The sequence below is a fragment of the Stutzerimonas sp. VN223-3 genome, assembly GCF_045999685.1.
Classification (GTDB): domain Bacteria; phylum Pseudomonadota; class Gammaproteobacteria; order Pseudomonadales; family Pseudomonadaceae; genus Stutzerimonas; species Stutzerimonas stutzeri_AR.
The window spans coordinates 635,671-657,325 of sequence record NZ_RBEC01000002.1 but is presented as its reverse complement, the minus strand read 5'-3'; the positions used below and the strand labels follow the sequence as shown (position 1 = coordinate 657,325).

19 protein-coding genes are annotated in these 21,655 nt (G+C 60.3%); 9 read left to right on the top strand and 10 right to left on the bottom strand.

All coding sequences use genetic code 11. The features are described 5' to 3' along the window. Window position 1: 1 nt before the first annotated feature. The 4 genes from D7241_RS11910 to dctM all read left to right on the top strand — a co-directional run bounded on the left by D7241_RS11910 (window position 2) and on the right by dctM (window position 4,901). Window positions 2-1,393 (top strand): sigma-54-dependent transcriptional regulator, encoded by a 1,392-nt coding sequence (locus tag D7241_RS11910; RefSeq protein ID WP_408101700.1) that lies wholly within the window; start codon window positions 2-4, stop codon window positions 1,391-1,393. A 381-nt stretch (window positions 1,394-1,774) separates the two neighbouring features. Further along, window positions 1,775-2,767, top strand: coding sequence for a C4-dicarboxylate TRAP substrate-binding protein DctP (gene dctP, locus D7241_RS11905; RefSeq protein ID WP_255982743.1), 993 nt, complete (start codon window positions 1,775-1,777; stop codon window positions 2,765-2,767). Between the two features lie 226 nt (window positions 2,768-2,993). Beyond that, window positions 2,994-3,620: a TRAP transporter small permease gene (locus tag D7241_RS11900; protein WP_408101699.1), complete on the top strand. Its 627-nt coding sequence runs from the start codon at window positions 2,994-2,996 to the stop codon at window positions 3,618-3,620. Continuing rightward, entirely contained in the window at window positions 3,621-4,901 is a 1,281-nt protein-coding gene (gene dctM / locus D7241_RS11895) for a C4-dicarboxylate TRAP transporter large permease protein DctM (protein WP_255982747.1), read from the top strand. A 79-nt stretch (window positions 4,902-4,980) separates the two neighbouring features. On the opposite strand, the gene D7241_RS11890 is transcribed toward dctM, so the two are convergent. After that, on the bottom strand, window positions 4,981-5,589 hold the full coding sequence (locus D7241_RS11890; RefSeq protein ID WP_408101698.1) for a 2OG-Fe(II) oxygenase: 609 nt from the start codon (window positions 5,587-5,589) through the stop codon (window positions 4,981-4,983). Window positions 5,590-5,742: 153 nt separating this feature from the next. On the opposite strand from D7241_RS11890, the gene D7241_RS11885 reads away from it, so the two are divergent. Further along, window positions 5,743-6,564, top strand: coding sequence for a hypothetical protein (locus D7241_RS11885; protein ID WP_408101697.1), 822 nt, complete (start codon window positions 5,743-5,745; stop codon window positions 6,562-6,564). Here D7241_RS11885 and D7241_RS11880 read toward each other — a convergent pair. Next, a complete protein-coding gene (locus D7241_RS11880) occupies window positions 6,520-7,458 on the bottom strand; it encodes an alpha/beta hydrolase (protein ID WP_255982753.1) in 939 nt (312 codons plus the stop codon). The genes D7241_RS11885 and D7241_RS11880 overlap by 45 nt on opposite strands. Before the next feature lie 86 nt (window positions 7,459-7,544). On the opposite strand from D7241_RS11880, the gene D7241_RS11875 reads away from it, so the two are divergent. After that, window positions 7,545-8,123 (top strand): DUF6436 domain-containing protein, encoded by a 579-nt coding sequence (locus tag D7241_RS11875; protein ID WP_408101696.1) that lies wholly within the window; start codon window positions 7,545-7,547, stop codon window positions 8,121-8,123. 17 nt (window positions 8,124-8,140) lie between these two features. Here D7241_RS11875 and D7241_RS11870 read toward each other — a convergent pair whose 3' ends face one another. From D7241_RS11870 to D7241_RS11835, 8 genes are all read right to left on the bottom strand, one after another. After that, a complete protein-coding gene (locus D7241_RS11870; RefSeq protein WP_408101695.1) occupies window positions 8,141-9,037 on the bottom strand; it encodes an ABC transporter permease subunit in 897 nt (298 codons plus the stop codon). A gap of 76 nt (window positions 9,038-9,113) precedes the next feature. After that, on the bottom strand, window positions 9,114-10,010 hold the full coding sequence (locus D7241_RS11865; protein ID WP_408101694.1) for an ABC transporter permease subunit: 897 nt from the start codon (window positions 10,008-10,010) through the stop codon (window positions 9,114-9,116). After that, complete coding sequence (gene potA, locus D7241_RS11860; protein ID WP_408101693.1) at window positions 10,007-11,158, bottom strand: polyamine ABC transporter ATP-binding protein; 1,152 nt, start codon at window positions 11,156-11,158, stop codon at window positions 10,007-10,009. The genes D7241_RS11865 and potA overlap by 4 nt, the downstream gene beginning before the upstream one ends. A 79-nt stretch (window positions 11,159-11,237) precedes the next feature. Beyond that, complete coding sequence (locus D7241_RS11855; protein WP_255982763.1) at window positions 11,238-12,323, bottom strand: polyamine ABC transporter substrate-binding protein; 1,086 nt, start codon at window positions 12,321-12,323, stop codon at window positions 11,238-11,240. A 232-nt stretch (window positions 12,324-12,555) separates the two neighbouring features. Next, on the bottom strand, window positions 12,556-13,653 hold the full coding sequence (locus tag D7241_RS11850) for a polyamine ABC transporter substrate-binding protein (RefSeq protein ID WP_408101692.1): 1,098 nt from the start codon (window positions 13,651-13,653) through the stop codon (window positions 12,556-12,558). 262 nt (window positions 13,654-13,915) lie between these two features. After that, window positions 13,916-15,274: an aspartate aminotransferase family protein gene (locus D7241_RS11845; protein WP_408101691.1), complete on the bottom strand. Its 1,359-nt coding sequence runs from the start codon at window positions 15,272-15,274 to the stop codon at window positions 13,916-13,918. A 161-nt stretch (window positions 15,275-15,435) separates the two neighbouring features. Continuing rightward, a complete protein-coding gene (locus D7241_RS11840) occupies window positions 15,436-16,794 on the bottom strand; it encodes a glutamine synthetase family protein (protein ID WP_408101690.1) in 1,359 nt (452 codons plus the stop codon). Window positions 16,795-16,838: 44 nt separating this feature from the next. After that, window positions 16,839-17,585 carry a gamma-glutamyl-gamma-aminobutyrate hydrolase family protein gene (locus D7241_RS11835; protein ID WP_408101689.1) on the bottom strand — a complete coding sequence of 249 codons (747 nt, stop codon included), beginning with the start codon at window positions 17,583-17,585 and terminating at the stop codon, window positions 16,839-16,841. 251 nt (window positions 17,586-17,836) lie between these two features. On the opposite strand from D7241_RS11835, the gene D7241_RS11830 reads away from it, so the two are divergent. From D7241_RS11830 to aguA, 3 genes are all read left to right on the top strand, one after another. Next, window positions 17,837-19,213, top strand: a complete 1,377-nt coding sequence (locus tag D7241_RS11830; protein WP_408101688.1) for a glutamine synthetase family protein — start codon at window positions 17,837-17,839, stop codon at window positions 19,211-19,213. A 272-nt stretch (window positions 19,214-19,485) separates the two neighbouring features. After that, window positions 19,486-20,364 (top strand): N-carbamoylputrescine amidase, encoded by an 879-nt coding sequence (gene aguB, locus D7241_RS11825; RefSeq protein WP_408101687.1) that lies wholly within the window; start codon window positions 19,486-19,488, stop codon window positions 20,362-20,364. Between the two features lie 107 nt (window positions 20,365-20,471). Beyond that, the gene (gene aguA / locus D7241_RS11820) at window positions 20,472-21,587 is read left to right on the top strand and encodes an agmatine deiminase (protein ID WP_408101686.1); all 1,116 of its coding nucleotides are present in this window, start codon (window positions 20,472-20,474) and stop codon (window positions 21,585-21,587) included. Window positions 21,588-21,655 lie beyond the last annotated feature (68 nt).

Below are 21,655 nucleotides of genomic sequence, written 5' to 3'. Positions count from 1 at the left end.
CATGACCAGCCAGATCGACCCGCAGACTCAGGTAATTCTGGTCGACGACGATCCCCATTTACGCAAGGCGCTGAGCCAGACGCTCGATCTCGCCGGGCTCAAGGTACTCAGTCTGGGCGATGCACGCGGTCTAGCATCGCTACTACCGATGGGCTGGCCCGGCGTGGTGGTCAGCGATATCCGTATGCCAGGTATCGATGGCCTCGAACTGCAGCAACAACTGCACACCATCGACAGCGAGCTGCCGGTGCTGCTGATCACCGGTCATGGCGATATCCAGCTGGCTGTGCAGGCGATGCGCGCCGGGGCCTATGATTTTCTCGAAAAACCCTTTCCCAGCGAGGCCCTGCTCGACAGCGTGCGTCGCGCCCTCGCCCTGCGTCAGCTGGTGTTGGACAACCGCAGCCTGCGCCTGGCCCTGGCCGACCGTCAGCAGTTATCGACGCGCCTGCTGGGGCAATCGCCGGCAATGCGGGCCCTACGCGAACAGATCGGCGCGCTCGCCGGAACGCAGGCCGATGTGCTGATCCTCGGCGAAACCGGCGCGGGCAAGGAAGTCGTCGCGCGTGCACTGCATGATCTATCCAGCCGCCGAAGCGGCCCGTTCGTTGCCATCAATGCCGGTGCACTGGCCGAATCGGTGGTGGAAAGCGAACTTTTCGGCCATGAAGCCGGCGCGTTCACCGGCGCGCAAAAGCGCCGCATCGGCAAGTTCGAGTTCGCCAATGGCGGCACGCTGTTCCTCGATGAAATTGAAAGCATGAGCCTGGACGTGCAGGTCAAGCTGCTACGCATGTTGCAGGAGCGGATCGTTGAGCGCCTCGGTGGCAATCAGTCGATCCCGCTGGACATCCGCGTTATCGCCGCCACCAAGGAAGATCTGCGTCAAGCTGCTGACCAGGGCCGTTTCCGCGCAGACCTCTACTACCGGCTGAATGTCGCACCCTTGCGTATCCCGCCGCTTCGAGAGCGCAGCGAGGACCTCTTGTTCCTGTTTCAGCATTTCGCCGAAACCGCCGCCAGCCGCCACGGCTTGCCGATTCGCGAGCTGCGTCCGGAGCAGCGTGCTCATCTGCTGCGTCACACCTGGCCCGGCAACGTGCGAGAACTGCAGAACACCGCGGAGCGTTTCGCCCTGGGGCTTCAGCTGGGGCTCGACGATCCGGCACGCCTCGTCGAAGGCACGCCCAGCAACGCTGGCAGCGCGCTCAACGAGCAGGTCGATGCCTTCGAACGAGCCCTGATTGCCGCCGAGCTGGCGCGCCCGCACAGCTCGTTGCGCAGCGTTGCCGAGGCACTCGGGCTGCCGCGCAAGACCCTGCATGACAAGCTGCGCAAGCATGGATTGGTGTTCAACGATGCTGGCGGAACCTCGCCGGAAGACGGCGAATAGCTGGCGGGTTTCCGCCAATCGCACCTCAAGGGAACTGCTTTTTCCGCTGCTGCGGTCGACTGCAGCGGTTTTGCAATAATCGTCCGGCTAGATGTTTCTCGCCCCATCAACCCCAACTGATTAACGGAGCCTGCGAGCTAGAGGCGTTGCTTGAGAATTATTCGTCAGCATTTCGCCACTACACCGGTAAACTCACGCGTCACGGGTGAAGGTTCTGCGCTTCTGGCACAGCACTTGCTCCCGCTAACCCGATGAGCCAGTGAAACAAGTCAGTAGTTGGCGCAACGACTTCTTCGATGACGCCTAGACTTGTCTTTGCTGGCTACAGCCGAGCTGCTGCTCCAGTGCGGCGGCTCATCCACAACAAGAGGAAACACAACAATGTTCAAGCTGACTGCCACGGCGCTTGCCTGCGCGCTGTCCCTGGGTATCGCCGGTCTGGCCCAAGCCGCCGACCCGATCCTGATCAAGTTCTCCCACGTAGTTGCCGAAAACACGCCGAAAGGCCAGGGCGCCAACCTGTTCAAGAAGCTGGTGGAAGAGCGTCTGCCCGGCAAGGTCGAAGTTCAGGTCTACCCGAACTCGTCGCTGTTCGGCGATGGCAAGGAAATGGAAGCGCTGCTGCTGGGCGATGTCCAACTGATCGCACCTTCGCTGGCAAAGTTCGAGCATTACTCCAAGGGCGTTCAGGTATTCGACCTGCCGTTCCTGTTCGACAACATCCAGGCGGTTGACCGCTTCCAGCAGAGCGATGCCGGCCAAAAGCTGCTGCACTCCATGGAAGACAAGAACATTACCGGCCTGGGCTACTGGCACAACGGCATGAAGCAGCTGTCCGCCAACAAGGAGCTGCGCGAGCCGTCAGACGCCCGTGGTCTGAAGTTCCGCGTTCAGGCTTCCGCCGTACTGGACGAGCAGTTCAAGGCCCTGCGCGCCAACCCGCGCAAGATGAGCTTCGCCGAGGTTTATCAGGGTCTGCAGACTGGCGTAGTAAATGGTGCCGAGAACCCCTACTCGAACATCTACTCGCAGAAGATGCACGAAGTTCAGAAGCACATCACCGAGTCTGACCACGGTCTGCTCGACTACATGCTGATCACCAACACCAAGTTCTGGAACGGCCTGCCGGATGATGTTCGCGGCGAGCTGGAAAGCATTCTGGAAGAGGTAACCGTCGAGGTGAACAAGCAGGCCGATGCGCTGAACCAGAAGGCCAAGGCGGACATTCTGGCAGCCGGCACCACCGAAATCCTGGTGCTGACTCCGGAAGAGCGTGCCAAGTGGCGTGAAGCCATGAAGCCGGTCTGGAAGAAATTCGAGAACGACATCGGTGCTGACCTGATCAAGGCCGCCGAGGCGTCCAACGCTCAGTAAGCCTGTCGAGAGGGCGGGCATAACCCGCCCTCTCCGTTCCGGTAGTTGCACACCGATAGATCAGTGAAAAACAAAACCAACCAGGCGGTTATCAAGGCGAGACGATTCGGCGCTTGGACGAAACAACAGTTTTTCATTGCTCTATAACCCGGTCACCAGACCGGTTCATGGCGCACGCTCTGTACGCCCGTCAACAAACACAATGCTCCATCGGGAGATGCCATCCATGAACGCCCTCTGGCGCGTCTGGGACCACTTCGAGGAGGCTTTTATCGCCTTCCTGCTGGCCGCCATGACGTTGGTGACCTTCGTTTACGTGGTTCTGAACAACCTCTACACCGTTTTCTACAGCCTGGCGGACAGCTTTCCACAGGCTGAAGACTTCTTTTTCGCCATCGGCGATTTCGTTATCGGCTTCGCTCAGGCGATGACCTGGAGTACCGCGCTGACCAAGGCCCTGTTCGCCTGGCTGATCTTCTCCGGCCTGGCCTACGGTGTGCGTACCGCCGGCCACATCGGTGTCGATGCGCTGGTCAAGCTCGCATCGCGACCGGTACAGCGTTACATCGGTATCGTCGCTTGTCTGTTCTGCCTCGGCTATGCGGGCTTGCTGTCGATCGCCAGCTTCGAATGGATCCAGGCCCTGTTCACCGCCAACATCGGCGCCGAGGACCTTGGTCATTTCGGCATCAAGCAATGGCATATCGGCATGATCGTGCCCATTGGTTTTGCCATGGTGTTTATCCGTTTCGCCGAAATCCTCGTGCGCATCCTGCGCAACGAACAAACCGGACTGGGGCTCGCCGATGAGGCAGCCGACGCGCTCAAGCTCGGTGAAGAGGAGCCGAAATAAATGACTATCCTGTTCCTCTTCGTGGCGCTTTTCGTGCTGATGTTCATCGGTGTGCCGGTGGCCGTTTCTCTCGGCCTCGCCGGCTCGCTGACCATTCTGCTGTTCAGCCCGGATTCGGTCACGTCATTGGCGATCAAGCTGTTCGAGACCTCCGAGCACTACACGCTGCTGGCCATTCCGTTCTTCCTGCTGGCCGGCGCCTTCATGACCACCGGTGGCGTAGCACGGCGTCTGATCGACTTCGCCAACGCCACCGTCGGCCATATCCGTGGTGGCCTGGCCATCGGTGCGGTCATGGCGTGCATGCTGTTCGCTGCGCTTTCGGGCTCGTCACCAGCAACCGTGGCTGCGGTCGGCTCTATCGCCATCGCCGGCATGGTCCGCTCCGGCTACCCGCAGGCCTTCGGTGCCGGCATCGTCTGTAACGCCGGTACGCTGGGCATTCTGATCCCACCCTCCATCGTCATGGTGGTCTATGCAGCCGCTACCGAAACTTCGGTCGGCAAGCTGTTCATGGCCGGTGTGGTGCCAGGCATTCTGCTGGGCGTCGGGCTGATGATCGCGATCTACATCATCGCAGTGAAGAAAAACCTGCCGGCCATGCCGCGGGCGACCTTCCGTGAGTGGCTGTCATCCGCACGCAAGGCGGTATGGGGCCTGCTGCTGATGGTGATCATCCTCGGCGGGATTTACTCCGGCATGTTCACCCCGACCGAAGCGGCGGCGGTGGCGGCGGTGTACTCGGCCTTCATCGCACTGTTCGTCTACAAGGACATCACCATTCGCGATTGCCCGAAGGTGCTGCTGGAGTCGGGCAAGCTCACCATCATGTTGATGTTTATCATCGCCAACGCGATGCTCTTCGCCCACGTGCTGACCACCGAGCAGATTCCGCAACAGATCACCGCCATGGTGCTCGAGGCCGGACTGCAGCCATGGATGTTCCTGCTGGTCGTCAACATCGTGCTGCTGGTCGCCGGAGCTTTCATGGAACCGTCGGCGATCATCCTGATCCTGGCGCCGATCCTGTTCCCGATCGCCGTGCAGCTGGGCATCGATCCGATCCACCTGGGCATCATCATGGTAGTGAACATGGAGATCGGCCTGATAACACCGCCGGTGGGATTGAACCTGTTCGTTGCCTCGGCCGTGACCGGCATGCCGGTGACTCAGGTGATCCGCGCCGTAATGCCGTGGCTGGCGCTGATGTTGGCCTTCCTGATTCTCATCACCTATGTGCCGTGGATTTCCTTGGCGCTGCCGAACCTGCTGGGTATGTAACACGTACCAGCAAGCTAGCTTTTTTTCTGCCCGGCCTTTGTGCCGGGCTTTTTTTTGCGCTGCCGTTACTATCCAGAAATCAAAGCGCCAGCACATCCGCCGGGCGACGACGGAACCAACCGGTCAGGGAAAGGCGGTCGGCATGGGTGACCAGTACTTCATGCGGGAAGTCGGCGGACAGAAACATCAGCAGATCGCCAGCCAGCGGAGGAATATCCAGCTTCGAACCGTCGCCGAAGTGCATGCGCAACTCGCCGCCATCGGATGGCTGCCAGTGTGGATTGAGATAGAGCACTGCGCTGATGCAGCGGCTGTCGTCGTCGCGGAAGCGATCGAGGTGGGTCTGGTAGAAGGCTCCGGGCGGATAAAGGGCAAAGTGGCACTCGAACTCTTCCAGACCGAGGAACAGCTCGCGATTGAGCGTCTGCCGCAGCTCGTCCATCAGAGCCAGATAGGCATCGCAGACCTCGGCCTGTCCCGCCTCCAACCAGTGAATATGGTCGCCACGAATGCCTTCACGCACTGTCTGCTCTTCGCCGCGCCCGACTCCGGCGGGCGCCAATGCGCCCTCGGTGTCTCGTCTGCGGCACTCGTCGGCCAGCTTTCGGGTCACATCACTGGAAAGAAAGGAACTCTGCAGCGACCAGCCACGCTCGGCCAGGTCGTCGATAATCGTAGAGAACGGCAAGGAAGTGACTCCGATGGGGTCTTATGACGTTTCATTGCAGCCTTTGGCGGGCCCGCTCTGGAACAGCAGCGGAGTCTAGCAGCCGCGCTTTCGCTCCTCGACAAGCCCATGTCGTGGCGCCGAAAATAAACCGCCCGCCAAACAGGAGCTTCCATGCGCGCCCTACTTACATGTGTATTACTCGCCTTCAGCCTGAACAGTCTCGCCGATACCTACGACGAACTTTATGAGACCGCTGGCTGGACCGAACAACGCACCAACTTTTCCGATGCCCTGACGGCTGCGCAACAACGTTACAAGAACAGCCTGCCACCGGCGGTTTATCAAGCGCTGGTGACCAACAGCAACCGACGCTTCGCCGTTAACGCCATCGATCAGCGCGCCAAGCAGGCGCTGCGGCAGAATCTGCCGGATCCCCAAGCAGCGCTGGAGTTCTTTCAGTCGCCGCTGGGCCATAAGGTGGTCGCGGCCGAAACGCTGGCAGCCCGCCGCGAGCAGCTTGCCCGCTACGAGAACGGCCTGCCGCGAATGGAAGCCGGCAGCAATCGACAATTGCTGATTCGTCATCTGGCCCAAGCATTGCCAGCCGCCGAGGCCGGGGCCGAGGTCAGCCTTGCGCTCGCCGGAGTCGCAGCGGACAGTCTCAGTCAGATGATCCCCGGGCTGCTCGGTGGCAACCAGGCCCAGGGACTGCTGGACGGCCAGCGCGAGCGCTTGCAGCAGCAGGTCGAAAGCGACCTGGACAACACGCTGCTGTACATCTACCGCGACCTTTCCGATGCCGAACTGCAAGAGTTCGTCGAGTTCGCCCAATCGCAAGCGGGCCAAAACTACTACCAGGCCGCTCTGCAAGCCCTGCGTGCGGGCCTTGCGGTCGGCATAAGCAGCGCCGATATTCAGGCAGCAGGAACTGCTGCCCAATCGGCTGAACTACTTCAACTGCTGGCTGAGAAAATCGAAGTACTCGCGGCGTAGAGCCTCGCGTTCGTTGACCAAATGGTGGCGCGCGCCGGGCAGACGGAGAATCTCGGGCGCTGCGAATTTGCGCTCGAGAAGCGGGAGATTGTGTCGCCAGTCAACGGTCATGTCGGCTTCACCCTGAATGATGATCGGACTGTGTGGACTGGCAGGCGCACCTTCGATACGCGGTATCCAGCGCGACAGAGCGCCCACCCAGGCGGTCGGCAGGATAATCGGTTGCAGCGGATCGCCCGACTGGATGAACTTGAGAAACGCTGGGTCGCCCGAGTTTTCACTGAAGCGCCGAGGGATCTGCTTGACGAAGCGGCGCACCACCTCATAGCTGAACCGTGACCAGCCCCAGGCACACGGCCGCACCAGCGGTGCCAGCAGAATGCTGCGCCCTAGCTGCGAATGTTTCGGCTGGCACAGCAGATAATCCAGGATGATCGCCGCGCCGGTGCTTTGCCCCAGCAGATGCCAGGGCCGCGGCAGCCCGAGCTTCTCGGCTTCGCCGAGCAGGCCCTGTAGCACCGCCTGATATTCGTCGAACTCGTTGATGCTCGCCCGCGGTCCGCTGGACAAACCATGCCCGGGTAAATCGCAGGCAAGCACGGCGAAGCCCATCTGCAGCCCCCAATCCACCACGTGCCGGTAGAGCCCCATATGGTCGTAGTAGCCATGCAGGATCAGCAACGTTGCCACTGGCTGGTCAGGACACCACGCCTGCGCGACCAGCTCGTAATCGTGCACCGGGAAGCAACCCAGACGCCGCTGGATATCACCGTAGTGAGGCAGGTCCAGACCGTAGAAAGCTTGGTAGAAGCGTGCGTCGGGGGTGAGTTCGGCGCCCTGACTGAAAGGGCGCAGTTGGGCGCGCAGGGCGTCGGGATCGATTCGCGAGGGCATAGCGGGTTTTCTTGCTCTGGTTGGGTAGGATATTCAGCTCTGTCGCGCAGCATGGCAAGCTGGCGCCCCCATTGACGAGCGCCGCTATGTCCTTACGCAACAAATATCTGATCGCAGCGCTCATCGCCCTGCTTTGGGGCGGTGCCATGCTCGCTGCCTTCTGGTGGTTCGAGGCGCGCTACCTGCGCCCCTTCGAAAACGAACGTGCCGAGCTGTTCTCCGGTGACGCCTTGCAGCTGCCGACGGAGCTCCAAGGACCGGGGCCAGTGCGTTTCGTGCATTTCTGGGATCCGGGCTGCCCGTGCAACGTTGGTAATCAGCAACACCTGCAGGAGTTGCTGGAGCGCTTCGCAGCGCTCGATGTGGAGTTCTACGTGGTGCAGAAACCGGGCAGCAATGGCCGGTTGCCGCAGCAGCTCGCCGCGCTTAAGCCGCTGAGCGGCCTGGCAGGCTCGGAGAAATTGCCAGCCAGCCCGGCGGTTGGAATCTGGGACAGACGCGGTCGGCTTGCCTATATCGGCCCGTACAGCGAAGGCGCTGTCTGCAGTTCTGACAACAGCTTCGTCGAACCGATTCTCGAAGCCATACTGGCGGGCCGCCAGGTTCGTGCGACTCACTCGCTGGCGGTGGCGTGTTTCTGTGATTGGCAGGCAGGCACGCTGTAAGGCGCGCCTGCCTGGGATCAGCTATGCGCCGATGGCGGTGCCGCGACCGTGTTATCGATCGCCGGCCGCCAGTTTCGATCTCCACCGTCATCCATGGCTTGGCGCATCGCGCGAACGCGACGCTTCTCGGCACGGCGGGTGGTGTACCAGGCGATGAAAGTCGCCAGCGACACCACCAGCAGAATCAGGCTGGCAACGGCGTTGATTTCCGGCTTCACGCCCAGGCGTACGGCGGAAAAGATCTCCATCGGCAGCGTGGTCGAGCCCGGTCCGGAAACGAAGCTGGCCAGTACCAGATCGTCCAGCGACAGGGCGAACGACAGCATGCCGCCAGCGGCCAGCGACGGCGCGATCATCGGCATGGTAATCAGAAAGAATACCTTCCACGGCCGTGCGCCGAGGTCCATCGCCGCTTCCTCGATGGACAGGTCGAGCTCACGCAGTCGCGCCATCACCACCACGGCGACATAGGCCGAGCAGAAGGTAGTATGCGCGATCCAGATGGTGACGATGCCCCGCTGTGCCGGCCAGCCAATCAGTTGCGCCATGGCCACGAACAACAACAGCAACGACAGGCCGGTGATCACCTCCGGCATCACCAGTGGTGCGGTAACCAACCCACCGAACAGCGTACGGCCGCGAAACACCGGGACCCGCGTAAGCACGAAAGCCGCCATGGTCCCTAATGCGACCGCAGCGATCGCGGTATAGGTCGCCACTTCCAGCGAGCGCATCACTGCGCCCATCAGCTGGCTGTTATCGAGCAGCCCGGCATACCACTTCAACGACCAGCCGCCCCACACCGTCACCAGCCGCGAGGCGTTGAACGAGTAGATGACCAGCAGCACCATCGGCAGGTAGATGAATAGCAACCCGAGCACCAGGATCACGTTGGAAAAGCTCCAGCGCTTCATAGCGTGCCCTCCAGCTCTTTGGCCATTCTTGTGGGTAGAAAGCCTGTTGAACAGGGCAGCCAGCCACTCAGGTGAGTCATAGCTTGCCCTCTAATTCTTTGGCTTGGTTGCGGTTGAACAGAATGATCGGCACCAACAGGATCGCCAGCATCACTACCGCCAGCGCCGACGCCACCGGCCAATCGCGATTGTTGAAGAATTCCTGCCAGAGCACCTTGCCGATCATCAGTGTCTCCGGCCCGCCAAGCAGTTCGGGGATCACGAACTCACCCACCACCGGAATGAATACCAGCATGCAGCCGGCGATGATGCCGTTTTTCGACAACGGCACGGTGATTTTCCAGAAGCTGGTGAGGTTACGCGCGCCAAGGTCGGAAGCCGCCTCCAGCAGGCTGAGGTCGTGCTTCACCAGGTTGGCGTAGAGCGGCAGGATCATGAACGGCAGGTAGGAGTAGACCACCCCGATGTATACCGCCAGATCGGTGTTGAGAATGCGCAGCGGCTCGTCGATCAGTCCCATGCCCTGCAGCAATCCGTTGAGGATGCCGTTGCTGCTGAGAATACCCATCCAGGCGTAGACACGGATCAGAATCGCGGTCCAGGTCGGCATCATGATCAGCAGCAACAACACGGTTTGCAGATCCTTGCGCGCGCGGGCGATGGCGTAGGCCATCGGATAGCCGATCAGCAGGCACATCAAGGTGCTGAAAAAGGCGATCTTCAGCGAGCCTGCATAGGCTGCCCAGTACAGATCATCCTCGCTGAGAAAGATGTAATTGCCGAGATTGATCACCACCTGCAGTTGCTGCTCGGCGTAGGCAAAAATCTCCGTGTAGGGCGGAATCGCCACGTCTGCAGCCGCGAAGCTGATCTTCAGTACGATGATGAATGGCAGCAGGAAAAACAGCGCGAGCCACAGGAAGGGTACGCCGATGACCAGGCGGCGCCCCGCGTTCAGGCGTGAGCGGCTCATGCCTGCAGCACCACGCCGCTGTCGTCCCACCAGTAGACGAACACTTCTTCCTCCCAGGTCGGCAGCTTCACGTGACGTTCGGCATTGGCCATAAACGCCTGCAGGATGCCGCCGGACGGCATCTGAATGTAGTAGACCGAATGCCCGCCCAGGTAAGCGATGTCGTAAACGACGCCCTTGGCCCAGTTGTAGCCGGGCCGCTGCAGATCAGGCAGCTCGGTGCCGATCAGCAGCTTTTCGGGGCGAAGTGCATACGTAATCTGCTTATCCTGGGCGCGCGTGCTGATGCCGTGGCCCACGTAGATCGGATTTTCCAGGCCAGGGCAGGCGATCACGGCATGGTCTTCCATGTCTTCGACGAGCTCACCATCGAACAGATTGACGTTGCCGATGAACTCGCAGACCAGACGGCTCGCGGGCGTCTCGTAAATGTCCATCGGGCTGCCGACTTGGGCGATCCAGCCCAGGTGCATGATGGCGATGCGCTCGGCCATGGTCATGGCTTCTTCCTGGTCGTGAGTGACCATTACGCAGGTCACACCGACCCGCTCGATGATCTGCACCAGCTCCAGTTGCATCTGCGAGCGCAGCTTTTTGTCCAGCGCGCCCATGGGCTCGTCGAGCAGCAACAGCTTGGGCCGCTTGGCCAACGATCGGGCCAGAGCCACACGTTGCCGTTGGCCACCGGAGAGCTGATGCGGCTTGCGCTTGGCGTACTGGCTCATCTGCACCAGCGTCAGCATCTCATCGACGCGCGTCTGCACCTCGTCTTTGGACAGGCCGTCCTGCTTGAGGCCGAAGGCGATGTTCTGCGCGACGGTCATATGCGGGAACAGCGCATAGGACTGGAACATCATGTTGATCGGCCGCTCGTAAGGCGGCATGTCGGTGATGTCCTGACCGTCGAGAAAAATGCGCCCCTCGGTGGGCCGCTCGAATCCCGCGAGCATGCGCAGCAGCGTGGATTTGCCCGAGCCAGAGCCACCCAGCAGCGCAAATATCTCGCCCTGGTGGATGCTCAGCGAGACATCATCGACCGCCACCGTTTCGTCGAACTTCTTGGTGACGCGGTCGATCTTCAGCAGCACCTGCTTGTTCTGGCTCTCACCGGTGAGGGCCTTTTTGTAGGCGCTGGAGGCAACAGCCATGCGCGAACTCCCGATTGGAAAAATGGGCCCGGACGGTGCCGGGAAATGGTGGCAACGCAGCTAGTTTTTCAACAGCCTGCTATTGGCCGGACTTGACCTTCGTCCAGGTCCGGGTCATCAGGCGCATCACCTTCGGCGGCAACTCAGCCGATACATACAGCCGGTCCAGCACTTCCTGCGGCGGATAAACCGAAGCGTCGTTACGCACTTCTTGATCCATGAGCTCGCCGGCCTTGAGGTTGGGATTGGCGTAGCCGACATAGTCACTGACCGAAGCGATTACCTCCGGCTTCAGCAGGTAGTTGATGAACGTATGGGCTTCGTCGACATTCTGCGCGTCCGCCGGAATGGCCAGCATGTCGAACCAGAGGTTGCCGCCTTCCTTGGGAATCGAATAAGCGATGTCGATTCCCTTGCCCGCTTCATCAGCGCGGGCCGCAGCCTGGAAGACATCACCGGAGAACCCGGCGGCGATGCAGATATTGCCGTTGGCCAGGTCCGAAATGTATTTGGACGAGTGGAAATACCGTACATAGGGACGCACTTCGAGCAGTTTGGCCTCGGCCTTGGCGTAGTCGTCCGGATCGGTGCTGTTGGGATCCAGTCCCAGGTAGTTGAGCATGGCCGGAATCATTTCATCGGCCGAATCGAGAAATGCGATGCCGCAGTCGGCGAGCTTCTTGGCGTTTTCCGGCTCGAACAGTACGGCCCAGGAATCGACCTTCTCGATGCCCAGCGCGGCGGTTACTTTCTCGACGTTGTAGCCGATGCCATTGGTGCCCCAGAGATAAGGCGCGGCGTAGACATTGCCCGGATCGTTCTTTTCCAGCTGCTTGAGCAACGCCGGATCAAGATTCTTCCAATTCGGCAGTTTGCTCTTGTCCAGTTTCTGGAAAGCGCCGGCGCGGATCTGCTTGCCGAGAAAATGGTTGGAAGGCACAACGACGTCGTAACCGGTGCGGCCGGCGAGCAGTTTGCCTTCAAGGGTTTCGTTGGAGTCGAAGACGTCGTAGACGGGCTTGATGCCGGTCTCCTTTTCGAACTCTTCCAGCGTCGTTTCACCGATGTAATCCGACCAGTTGTAGATATGCACCGTGGCAGCCTGAGCGGATGCAGCACCGCTGACCGCAGCGGCGATAAGAAGTGACTTCAATGTCGAGCGCATGAGAGTGTCCTCTTGATGCAGGCCGCGCGATCAGCGGGCGAAAGGCGGGCTATTTATTGGAAAAACCTCTAAAAATCAACTGGCAAGACGCAACTGGCGATGCGGCCACGCCCGAAGAGAGGTGCTGCACGCGGATCGCAAGCCAGCGCTGCGGGTTCGTACGTAGCTCCCTTCAGGGTCTGGTGCCGACTTGCACAGACCCGCAATCGGGCCTGGCAAGACGGTTTCGGTATCAACGGCCCGATTTGATCTTGGTCCAGCTGCGGGTCATGGTGCGCTGGGTCTTGGGATCGAGGTCCGGGAAGGTGTAGAGCTTCTGCAGCACGGCCTGGCTCGGGTAGATGCCCGGGTCAGTGCGAATCGCTTCATCCACCAGCGGGGTGGCTGCGGCGTTGCCGTTGGGGAATTGCACGTAGTCAGTGATGGACGCCATCACTTCGGGCTTCATCAGGTAGTTGAGGAACACATGGGCGTTGTCGACGTTCTTCGCGTCGGCCGGTACGGCCAGCATGTCGAAGAAGGTGCCTGCGCCTTCCTTGGGAATGTTGTAGCTGACCGTGACGTTGTTGCCCGCCTCTTCCGCACGCGCCTTGGCCTGGTAAATGTCGCCGGAATAGCCGATAGCGACGCAGACGTTGCCGTTGGCCAGGTCCGAGATGTATTTGGAAGAGTGGAAATAGGCTACGTTCGGGCGGATCTGCATGAACAGCTCTTCGGCCTTCTTCAGCTCATCGGACTTGGTACTGTCCGGTGCGTAGCCGAGGTAATGCAGCGCAGCTGGAAGAATTTCGGTGGGCGAATCAAGGAAGGACACGCCGCAAGCTTTCAGCTTTTCCATGTTCTCAGGCTTGAACACCAGATCCCAGGAGTCGACCGGCGCGTCCTCACCCAAAACTTCCTTGACCTTCGCAGGGTTGTAGCCGATGCCGATGGTGCCCCACATGTAAGGCACGGCGTACTGGTTGCCCGGATCGCTCGGCTGCAACGCCTTGAGCAGGTCTTTGTCCAGGTTCTCCCAGTTCGGCAGCTTGCTCTTGTCGAGCTTCTGGAACACGCCGGCCTTGATCTGCTTGGCCAGGAAGGGATTCGACGGGACTACCACGTCATAACCGGAGCTACCGGCGAGCAGCTTGGCTTCCAGCACCTCGTTGCTGTCGAAAACGTCGTAAACCACCTCGATGCCAGTTTCCTTGGTGAAGTTCTCCAAGGTGTCTTCGGCGATATAGTCGGACCAGTTGAAAACGTGCAGCACCTTGTCTTCGGCCTGGGCAGCGCTGGCGACCGCGCCCGTCAGCGTCAGTGCAAGTAGAGTCTTGGCAAAGGGTTTCATCCGTGCAGCTCCTGTTGTCATCGTTTATGTCGGGGCTAGGAACAGGTCACGCTGGGGCGGCGATCAACGCCGGTCTCACCGCTCCTGGACAGTTAAGTGGCTGTGCCGGCATCGACACACCCCTCGGTAAGTCAGGCCAAAGCACGCGCGCAGTCTGGCAAGGTCAATGGCTGTTTTTCAACAACCCGAACGAGCTTTGCACATACGTTCGTAACATTAGTACATGCCGCTCGGAGAGCGCCGCGACCAGCACCCTTGCCGGTCAAGCCAGAGCATCCTTGGCGGTTGCATCCAGGCATTGCCGAACCTTGCCGATCAGCTCGTCGATCTGCTCCTCGTTTATCACCAGCGGTGGCGAAATGATCATGGTGTCGCCCACCGCGCGCATCACTAAACCGTTGCGGAAACAATGCTCGCGACAGAGCATGCCCACGCCCGGATCGGCGAAGCGCTCGCGGGTTTTCTTGTTCTTCACCAGCTCCAGCGCGCCGAGCATGCCGACGCCGCGGGCTTCGCCCACCAGCGGATGCTCGACCAGCTCCTGCCACCGTGACTGCAAGTAAGGTGCCGTCTTCGTCTTGACCCGCTCGACGAGCTTCTCTTCGCGCATGATGCGAATGTTCTCCAGCGCCACCGCTGCAGCCACCGGATGCCCGGAGTAAGTGAAGCCGTGATAGAACTCGCCGCCTTCGTTGAGCGTGTGCACCACTTCGTCGCGCACCACCACGCCGCCCATGGGTAAATAACCGGAGGTCAGGCCTTTGGCGATGGGCATCAGATCCGGCGCGTTACCGTAATAGTCGCTGCCGAACCATTCACCGGTACGGCCGAAGCCACAGATGACTTCGTCGGCAATGAAGAGAATTTCGTAGCGAGCGAGGATTTCGCGAATCTTCGGCCAGTAGCTGTCCGGCGGAATGATTACACCGCCTGCGCCCTGGATCGGTTCGGCAATGAAGGCGGCTATCTTGTCTTCGCCGACTTCGAGAATCTTGCGCTCCAGCTGCTCGGCCACGCGAACGCCGAATTCCTCTGGATCGAGATCATCGCCCTCGCCGAACCAGTAGGGCTGGTCGATATGCTCGATACCGGGAATCGGGCCGTCGCTCTGGTCGTGCATCGCCTTCATACCGCCGAGGCTGGCGCCGGCGATGGTCGAGCCGTGGTAGCCATTCCAGCGACCAATCACGACCTTCTTCGAAGGCTGCCCCTTGGTTGCCCAGTAATGGCGCACCATGCGCAGTACGGTGTCGTTGGCTTCCGAGCCAGAGCCGGTGAAGAAGACATGGTTCATGCCGTCCGGCGCGATCTCGGCTATGGCCTTGGCCAGCGCCAGGGCCGGCGGATGGGCGGTCTGGAAAAACAGGTTGTAGTATGGCAGCTCACGCATCTGCCGGGTCGCCGCTTCGACCAGTTCTTCGCGCCCATAGCCGAGATTGACGCACCAGAGTCCGGCCATGGCATCAAGGATCTTGTGGCCTTCGCTGTCCCAGAGATAGACACCCTCGCCGCGGGTGATGATGCGCGTGCCCTTGGCGTTCAGCGCCTTGAAATCAGTGAACGGCGGCAAATGATGGTCGCGGCTCAGGGCTTGCCAATGCAGGGTTTGCGAATCGCTCATCGGGCACCTCTTTTATCCGTGATTTTCGATGGATGAAAAACTCATCCACCCGAAGCCTCCAGCCAAACGTAGGGTGGATCACGCTTCATCGATCCACCGGGTGGCGCTCCACCGAACGGAGCCATGGTGGATGAAAAATGCGCATCCACCCTACGACCGCTTTATACCGAGAGCATCAGGAACTCACGCTCCCATGAACTGATCACTCGGTGGTAGTTCTCCTGCTCGGCGCGCTTGACCGCTATATAACCGGTGATGAATTTGGGGCTCAGATACTTCTCCAGCTGCCTACAGTTCTCCATCCTTTCCAACGCTGCATCGAGTGTCAGCGGTAGACGCAGGTTGCGCCGCTCATAGCCACGGCCCTTGACCGGCTGGCTCGGTGGCAGCTCTTCGATCATGCCGATGTAGCCACAGAGCAGGCTGGCGGCGATAGCCAGATAGGGGTTGGCATCGGCGCCCGGCAGCCGGTTCTCGACGCGACGGTTCTGGGGGTCGGAATCCGGCACCCGCAGGCCGACGGTACGGTTCTCTTCGCCCCACTCGACATTCACCGGCGCCGAGGTATCCGGCAGGAATCGGCGAAAGGAGTTCACGTTCGGCGCAAACAGCGGCAGCAGCTCGGGTATGTATTTCTGCAGGCCGCCAACGTGGTGCAGAAAAAGCTGGCTCATGGTGCCGTCGCTGTTGGAAAAGATGTTGCGCCCGGTTTCAAGGTCCACAACGCTCTGGTGCAAATGCATGGCGCTGCCAGGCTCTCCCGTCATGGGCTTGGCCATGAAGGTGGCGGCGACGTTGTGCTTGAGCGCGGCCTCGCGCATGGTGCGCTTGAACACCAGGATCTGGTCGGCCAGATGCAACGCCTCGCCGTGACGGAAGTTGATTTCCATCTGCGCGGTGCCTTCCTCGTGAATCAGGGTATCCAGATCGAGCCCCTGAGCCTCGCACCAGTCGTACATATCTTCGAACAACGGATCGAACTCGTTGGCCGCGTCGATGGAGAACGACTGCCGCCCGGTTTCCTGACGGCCCGAACGGCCGATTGGCGGCTGGAACGGCAGGTCCGGATCTTCGCAACGCTTGGTCAGGTAGAACTCCATCTCCGGCGCGACGATGGGCTGCCAGCCCTTATCGGCATACATCTTCAGCACCCGCTTGAGGATGTTGCGTGGAGATATCTCGATGGGGTTGCCCATCTTGTCGTAGGTATCGTGGATCACTTGAGCGGTGGGCTCGATAGCCCAGGGAACGAGGAACACCGCATCTGCATCGGGCCGACAGAACATGTCGATGTCCGCCGGGTCGAGCAGCTCGTAATAGATGTCATCCTCGACGTAGTCGCCGGTAACCGTCTGCAACAGCACGCTCTCCGGCAGGCGCATGCCCTTCTCGTCGAGAAACTTGTTTGTAGGTGAGATCTTGCCGCGGGCGATGCCGGTCAGGTCGCTGATCAGGCATTCCACCTCGGTAATCTTGCGTTCTTTCAGCCAGCCGGTGAGCTGGTCGAGCTTGCTGGACATATCAACCTCGGGACTATTGGGACGAGCGCCGTGCCGGCCTGCGTTCAGCGCCGCTCGGCGCGTTCCTGGCAGGCTTGGGCGAAGCCCTGAAACAGCGCCAGGTAATGCGGGTATTCATGCACCTTCCATTCCGGATGCCACTGCACGCCAAGTGCGAACGTACGCGCGGCCTCAACGGAAAAGGCTTCGATCAACCCGTCGGGCGCCAGCGCCTCGATACGCAGCCCGTTGCCGAGCCGTTCGACACCTTGGCCGTGCACCGAATTCACCTCGATCTGCGGCGGCAACCCGAGCCGCTCAAGCAACCCACCGGGTTGAACATGCAAGGCATGACTGAGGCCGTACTGCACCTCCAGCGGATCTTCAGCGCGCTCGCGATGATCGGCATAAGGACCTGCTTCGTGCACCTTCTGGTGCAGACTGCCGCCAAAGGCCACGTTCATTTCCTGAAAGCCGCGGCAGACACCGAATACCGGAATACCCACTTCCACCGCCGCACGAATCAGCGGCAGCGTCAGGCGATCACGCGACGGATCATGTGGAGTGCCCTCAGCGCTGGCCGGGCCGCCGTAATGATGAGGCTCAACATTGGAGGGTGAGCCGGTAAAGAGCAGGCCGTCTACGCTATCTAGAAGAGCAATGGGGTCTATCAGATCGTCCAGCGCCGGAATGACCAGCGGCATACCTGCGATTGCCGCCGCTCGCAGGTACTTGTCGCCAGCGATATGAAAGTTGTGGTGGCCGATCTGCCTGGTACAGGCGGAAACGCCGATCAATGGCACGCGAGGCATGGGATACTCGTCTTTCCTGATGGGGCTCGTCGGAGAGTAGTCTTGTTCGTTTTTATAGACAATAGCCGACGGAATCTTGAACGCAAAGTCGCGTTCGCTCATCGTGGTAACGACCCCGAATGCCCCAAAAGTGCCCAAAGCGGGCCCTCATAGCGCTTTTTCAAGCGCTATTGACAGCGACAGGGCTTTTCGATTGACTCCAAGGCAAGCTGTCTGATGATTGAAATTTTTAACAATTAAGGTGCTTCATCATGCTCCCGCAGCCGCGAGCCGTTCAGCTCAACGAAGCTAACGCATTTCTCAAGGAACATCCGGAGGTCCAGTACATCGACCTGTTGATCGCAGACATGAACGGTGTCGTTCGAGGCAAGCGCATCGAGCGCGCCAGTCTGCACAAGGTCTATGAAAAGGGTATCAATCTGCCCGCCTCGCTATTCGCCCTCGACATCAACGGCATCACCGTGGAAAGCACCGGGCTAGGCATGGACATCGGTGACTCGGACCGGACCTGCTTCCCTATTCCCAACACCCTAAGCAACGAACCCTGGCAAAAGCGTCCCACCGCTCAGCTGTTGATGACCATGCACGAGCGCGACGGCTCGCCGTTCTTCGCCGATCCTCGCGAAGTGCTGCGTCAAGTAGTGAGCAAGTTCGATGAGCTGGGTTTGACCATCTGCGCCGCGTTCGAACTTGAGTTCTACCTGATCGACCAGGAAAACGTAAACGGCCGGCCTCAGCCGCCACGTTCGCCGATCTCCGGCAAACGTCCGCATTCCACTCAGGTCTATCTGATCGATGACCTCGACGAATATGTCGACTGTCTGCAGGACGTCCTCGAAGGCGCCAAGGAACAGGGCATTCCCGCCGATGCCATCGTCAAGGAAAGCGCCCCGGCGCAATTCGAGGTCAACCTCCATCACGTCGCCGATCCGATCAAGGCCTGCGACTATGCGGTGTTGCTCAAGCGCCTGATCAAGAACATCGCTTACGACCACGAGATGGACACCACCTTTATGGCCAAGCCCTATCCGGGCCAGGCCGGCAACGGGCTGCACGTGCACATCTCGCTACTCGACAAGAATGGCAACAATATCTTCGCCACCGACAACCCGCTGGAAAGCGAAACGCTGCGTCACGCCATCGGAGGCATTCAGCAAACCATGGCCGCATCGATGGCCTTCCTCTGCCCCAACGTCAATTCCTATCGCCGCTTCGGCGCGCAGTTCTATGTGCCCAACGCACCCTGCTGGGGCCTGGACAACCGCACCGTGGCGCTACGCGTTCCAACCGACAGCCCGGACGCCGTGCGCATCGAGCATCGCGTAGCCGGCGCCGACGCCAACCCCTATCTGCTGCTGGCCGGTGTGCTAGCGGGCATCCACCACGGTCTGACGAACAAGATTGCGCCGGACGAGCCGATCGAGGGCAACTCCTACGAGCAGGTCGAGCAAAGCCTACCGACCAATCTGCGCGACGCCCTGCGTGAGCTGGACGACAGCGAAATCATGGCGCGCTACATCGACTCAACCTACATCGATATTTTCGTCGCCTGTAAGGAAAGCGAGCTGGCCGAGTTCGAACACTCGATCTCCGATCTCGAATACAACTGGTATCTGCATACGGTTTAACGGCCGAAAGCCGACAGGAGTGCTTTAGGCTGAACGAAAGGCACCAGTGTAGGTGGGCCGGGCGGCGCCCCGCTTCAGCCCACCAATTCAGCCACCGGATATCTACCAACGGTGGGCTGAAGCCCACCCTACGACACTAACTAGCAGTTGCAGGCCGCTTTTCTCTTCTAGCCTTCCCGCCTCCAGCGCACTCATCGGCTTTTCCGCTCTTCCCTCGAACGACATCGCATAGAATTACTCCATTTCTGTAACGCACATTCAGCGAGGCCGTCATGTCCCGTATCGTCACCGTCGCCGCCACCCAGATGGCTTGTTCCTGGGATCGCGAAGCTAACATCGCCAATGCCGACAAGCTGGTCCGTGAAGCGGCCGCCAAGGGCGCGCAAATCATCCTGATTCAGGAACTGTTCGAGACGCCCTACTTCTGCCAGAAGCCGAATCCGGAATACCTGCAGCTCGCCACCTCGGTCGAGCAAAATCCGGCCATTCAGCACTTTCAGAAAGTCGCCGCCGAGTTGCAGGTGGTGCTGCCGATCAGCTTCTTCGAAGTCGCCGGCCGCGCGCGTTTCAACTCCATCGCCATCATTGATGCTGACGGCAAGATGCTCGGCGTCTACCGCAAGAGCCATATCCCGGACGGCCCGGGCTATCACGAGAAGTATTACTTCAACCCCGGCGACACCGGCTTCAAGGTATGGAATACCCGCTATGCCAAAATCGGCGTGGCGATCTGCTGGGACCAGTGGTTCCCCGAAACTGCCCGCAGCATGGCGCTGATGGGAGCCGAGCTACTGTTCTACCCGACCGCGATTGGCAGCGAGCCGCATGATTCGAGCATCACCTCGCGCGACCACTGGCAGCGCGTGCAACAAGGCCACGCCGGTGCCAACCTGATGCCGCTGATCGCCAGCAATCGCATCGGCACCGAAGAGCAGGACGGCTACGACATTACCTTCTATGGCTCCTCGTTCATTGCCGACCAATTCGGCGCCAAGGTCGAAGAGATGGACGAAACCAGCGAGGGCGTTTTGGTGCACGAATTCGACCTGGCCAAGCTGGAGCACATCCGCAGCGCCTGGGGCGTGTTCCGCGATCGCCGACCGAACCTGTACAGCCCGATCAAGACGCTGGATGGCTCGCTGGAATCCTGACCGAAGATTGATCCATCGTTGTAGGAGCGAGCTTGCTCGCGAATTTGGCTATGCAAGCTGTTCGCGAGCAAGCTAGCTCCTACAAAGCGCTCTCACGGAAAATACCGATGACCACCCTCAAAACTACGCCGCGTGCAGACGACTATCACATGCCTGCCGAATGGGCGCCGCACAGCCAGACCTGGATGGTCTGGCCGCAGCGTCCCGACAACTGGCGCGACCAGGGCACGCGGGCACAGGCAGCGTTTACCGCGGTCGCCAAGGCGATCGCGCGCTTCGAACCGGTTACGGTGTGTGCCGCGGCGCAGCACTACCAGGCGGCACGGGCGCAGCTGGACGATCCGCGTGTTCGCCTGGTTGAAGTCAGCACCGATGACGCCTGGGTGCGCGACACCGGACCGACATTCTTGATCAATGGCAAGGGCGGGCTGCGCGGCGTTGACTGGACATTCAATGCCTGGGGCGGGCTGGAAGGCGGGCTCTACAGCGAGTGGCAGCGCGACGACGAGGTTGCGCAGAAGATTCTCGAAATCGAGCGCTGCGATCGCTACCGTACCGAAGGTTTCGTGCTTGAAGGCGGCTCGATTCATGTCGATGGCGAAGGCACGTTGATCACCACCGAAGAGTGCCTGCTCAACCGCAACCGCAATCCGCACCTCTCCCGGGAACAGATCGAAGCGGTCCTTGCCGATTACCTGGCGATCGATAAGGTGATCTGGCTGCCGCACGGCCTGTACAACGATGAAACCGACGGTCACGTCGATAACTTCTGTTGCTTCGTGCGTCCCGGCGAAGTGCTGCTAGCCTGGACCGATGATCGCGACAACCCCAACTACGAACGCTGCCAGGCTGCCATGCAGGTGCTTGAGCAGACACACGATGCTTGGGATCGCCAGCTAGTCGTGCACAAGATGCCGATCCCCGGGCCGCTGCATGCCACCGAGGAAGAATGCGCCGGCGTGGTCCCGCTGATTGGCAGCCAGCCGCGCGATCCATCGATCCGCCTGGCCGGCAGCTACGTCAATTTCCTGATCGTCAACGGCGGCATCATCGCGCCATCTTTCGACGACCCGCTGGATGCCGAAGCCGAGGCGATTCTCGCCAGACTGTTCCCCGATCACCAAGTGGTCATGGTGCCGGGTCGCGAAATCCTGTTGGGCGGGGGCAATATCCATTGCATTACCCAGCAGCAACCAATCGCGACACTGACTCACAAGGGTTGAGCGCTCTCAGGCAAACGAAAAACCGCGGCGAGCCTCAGCTACGCCGCGGTTTTTTGTACCTCATAGAT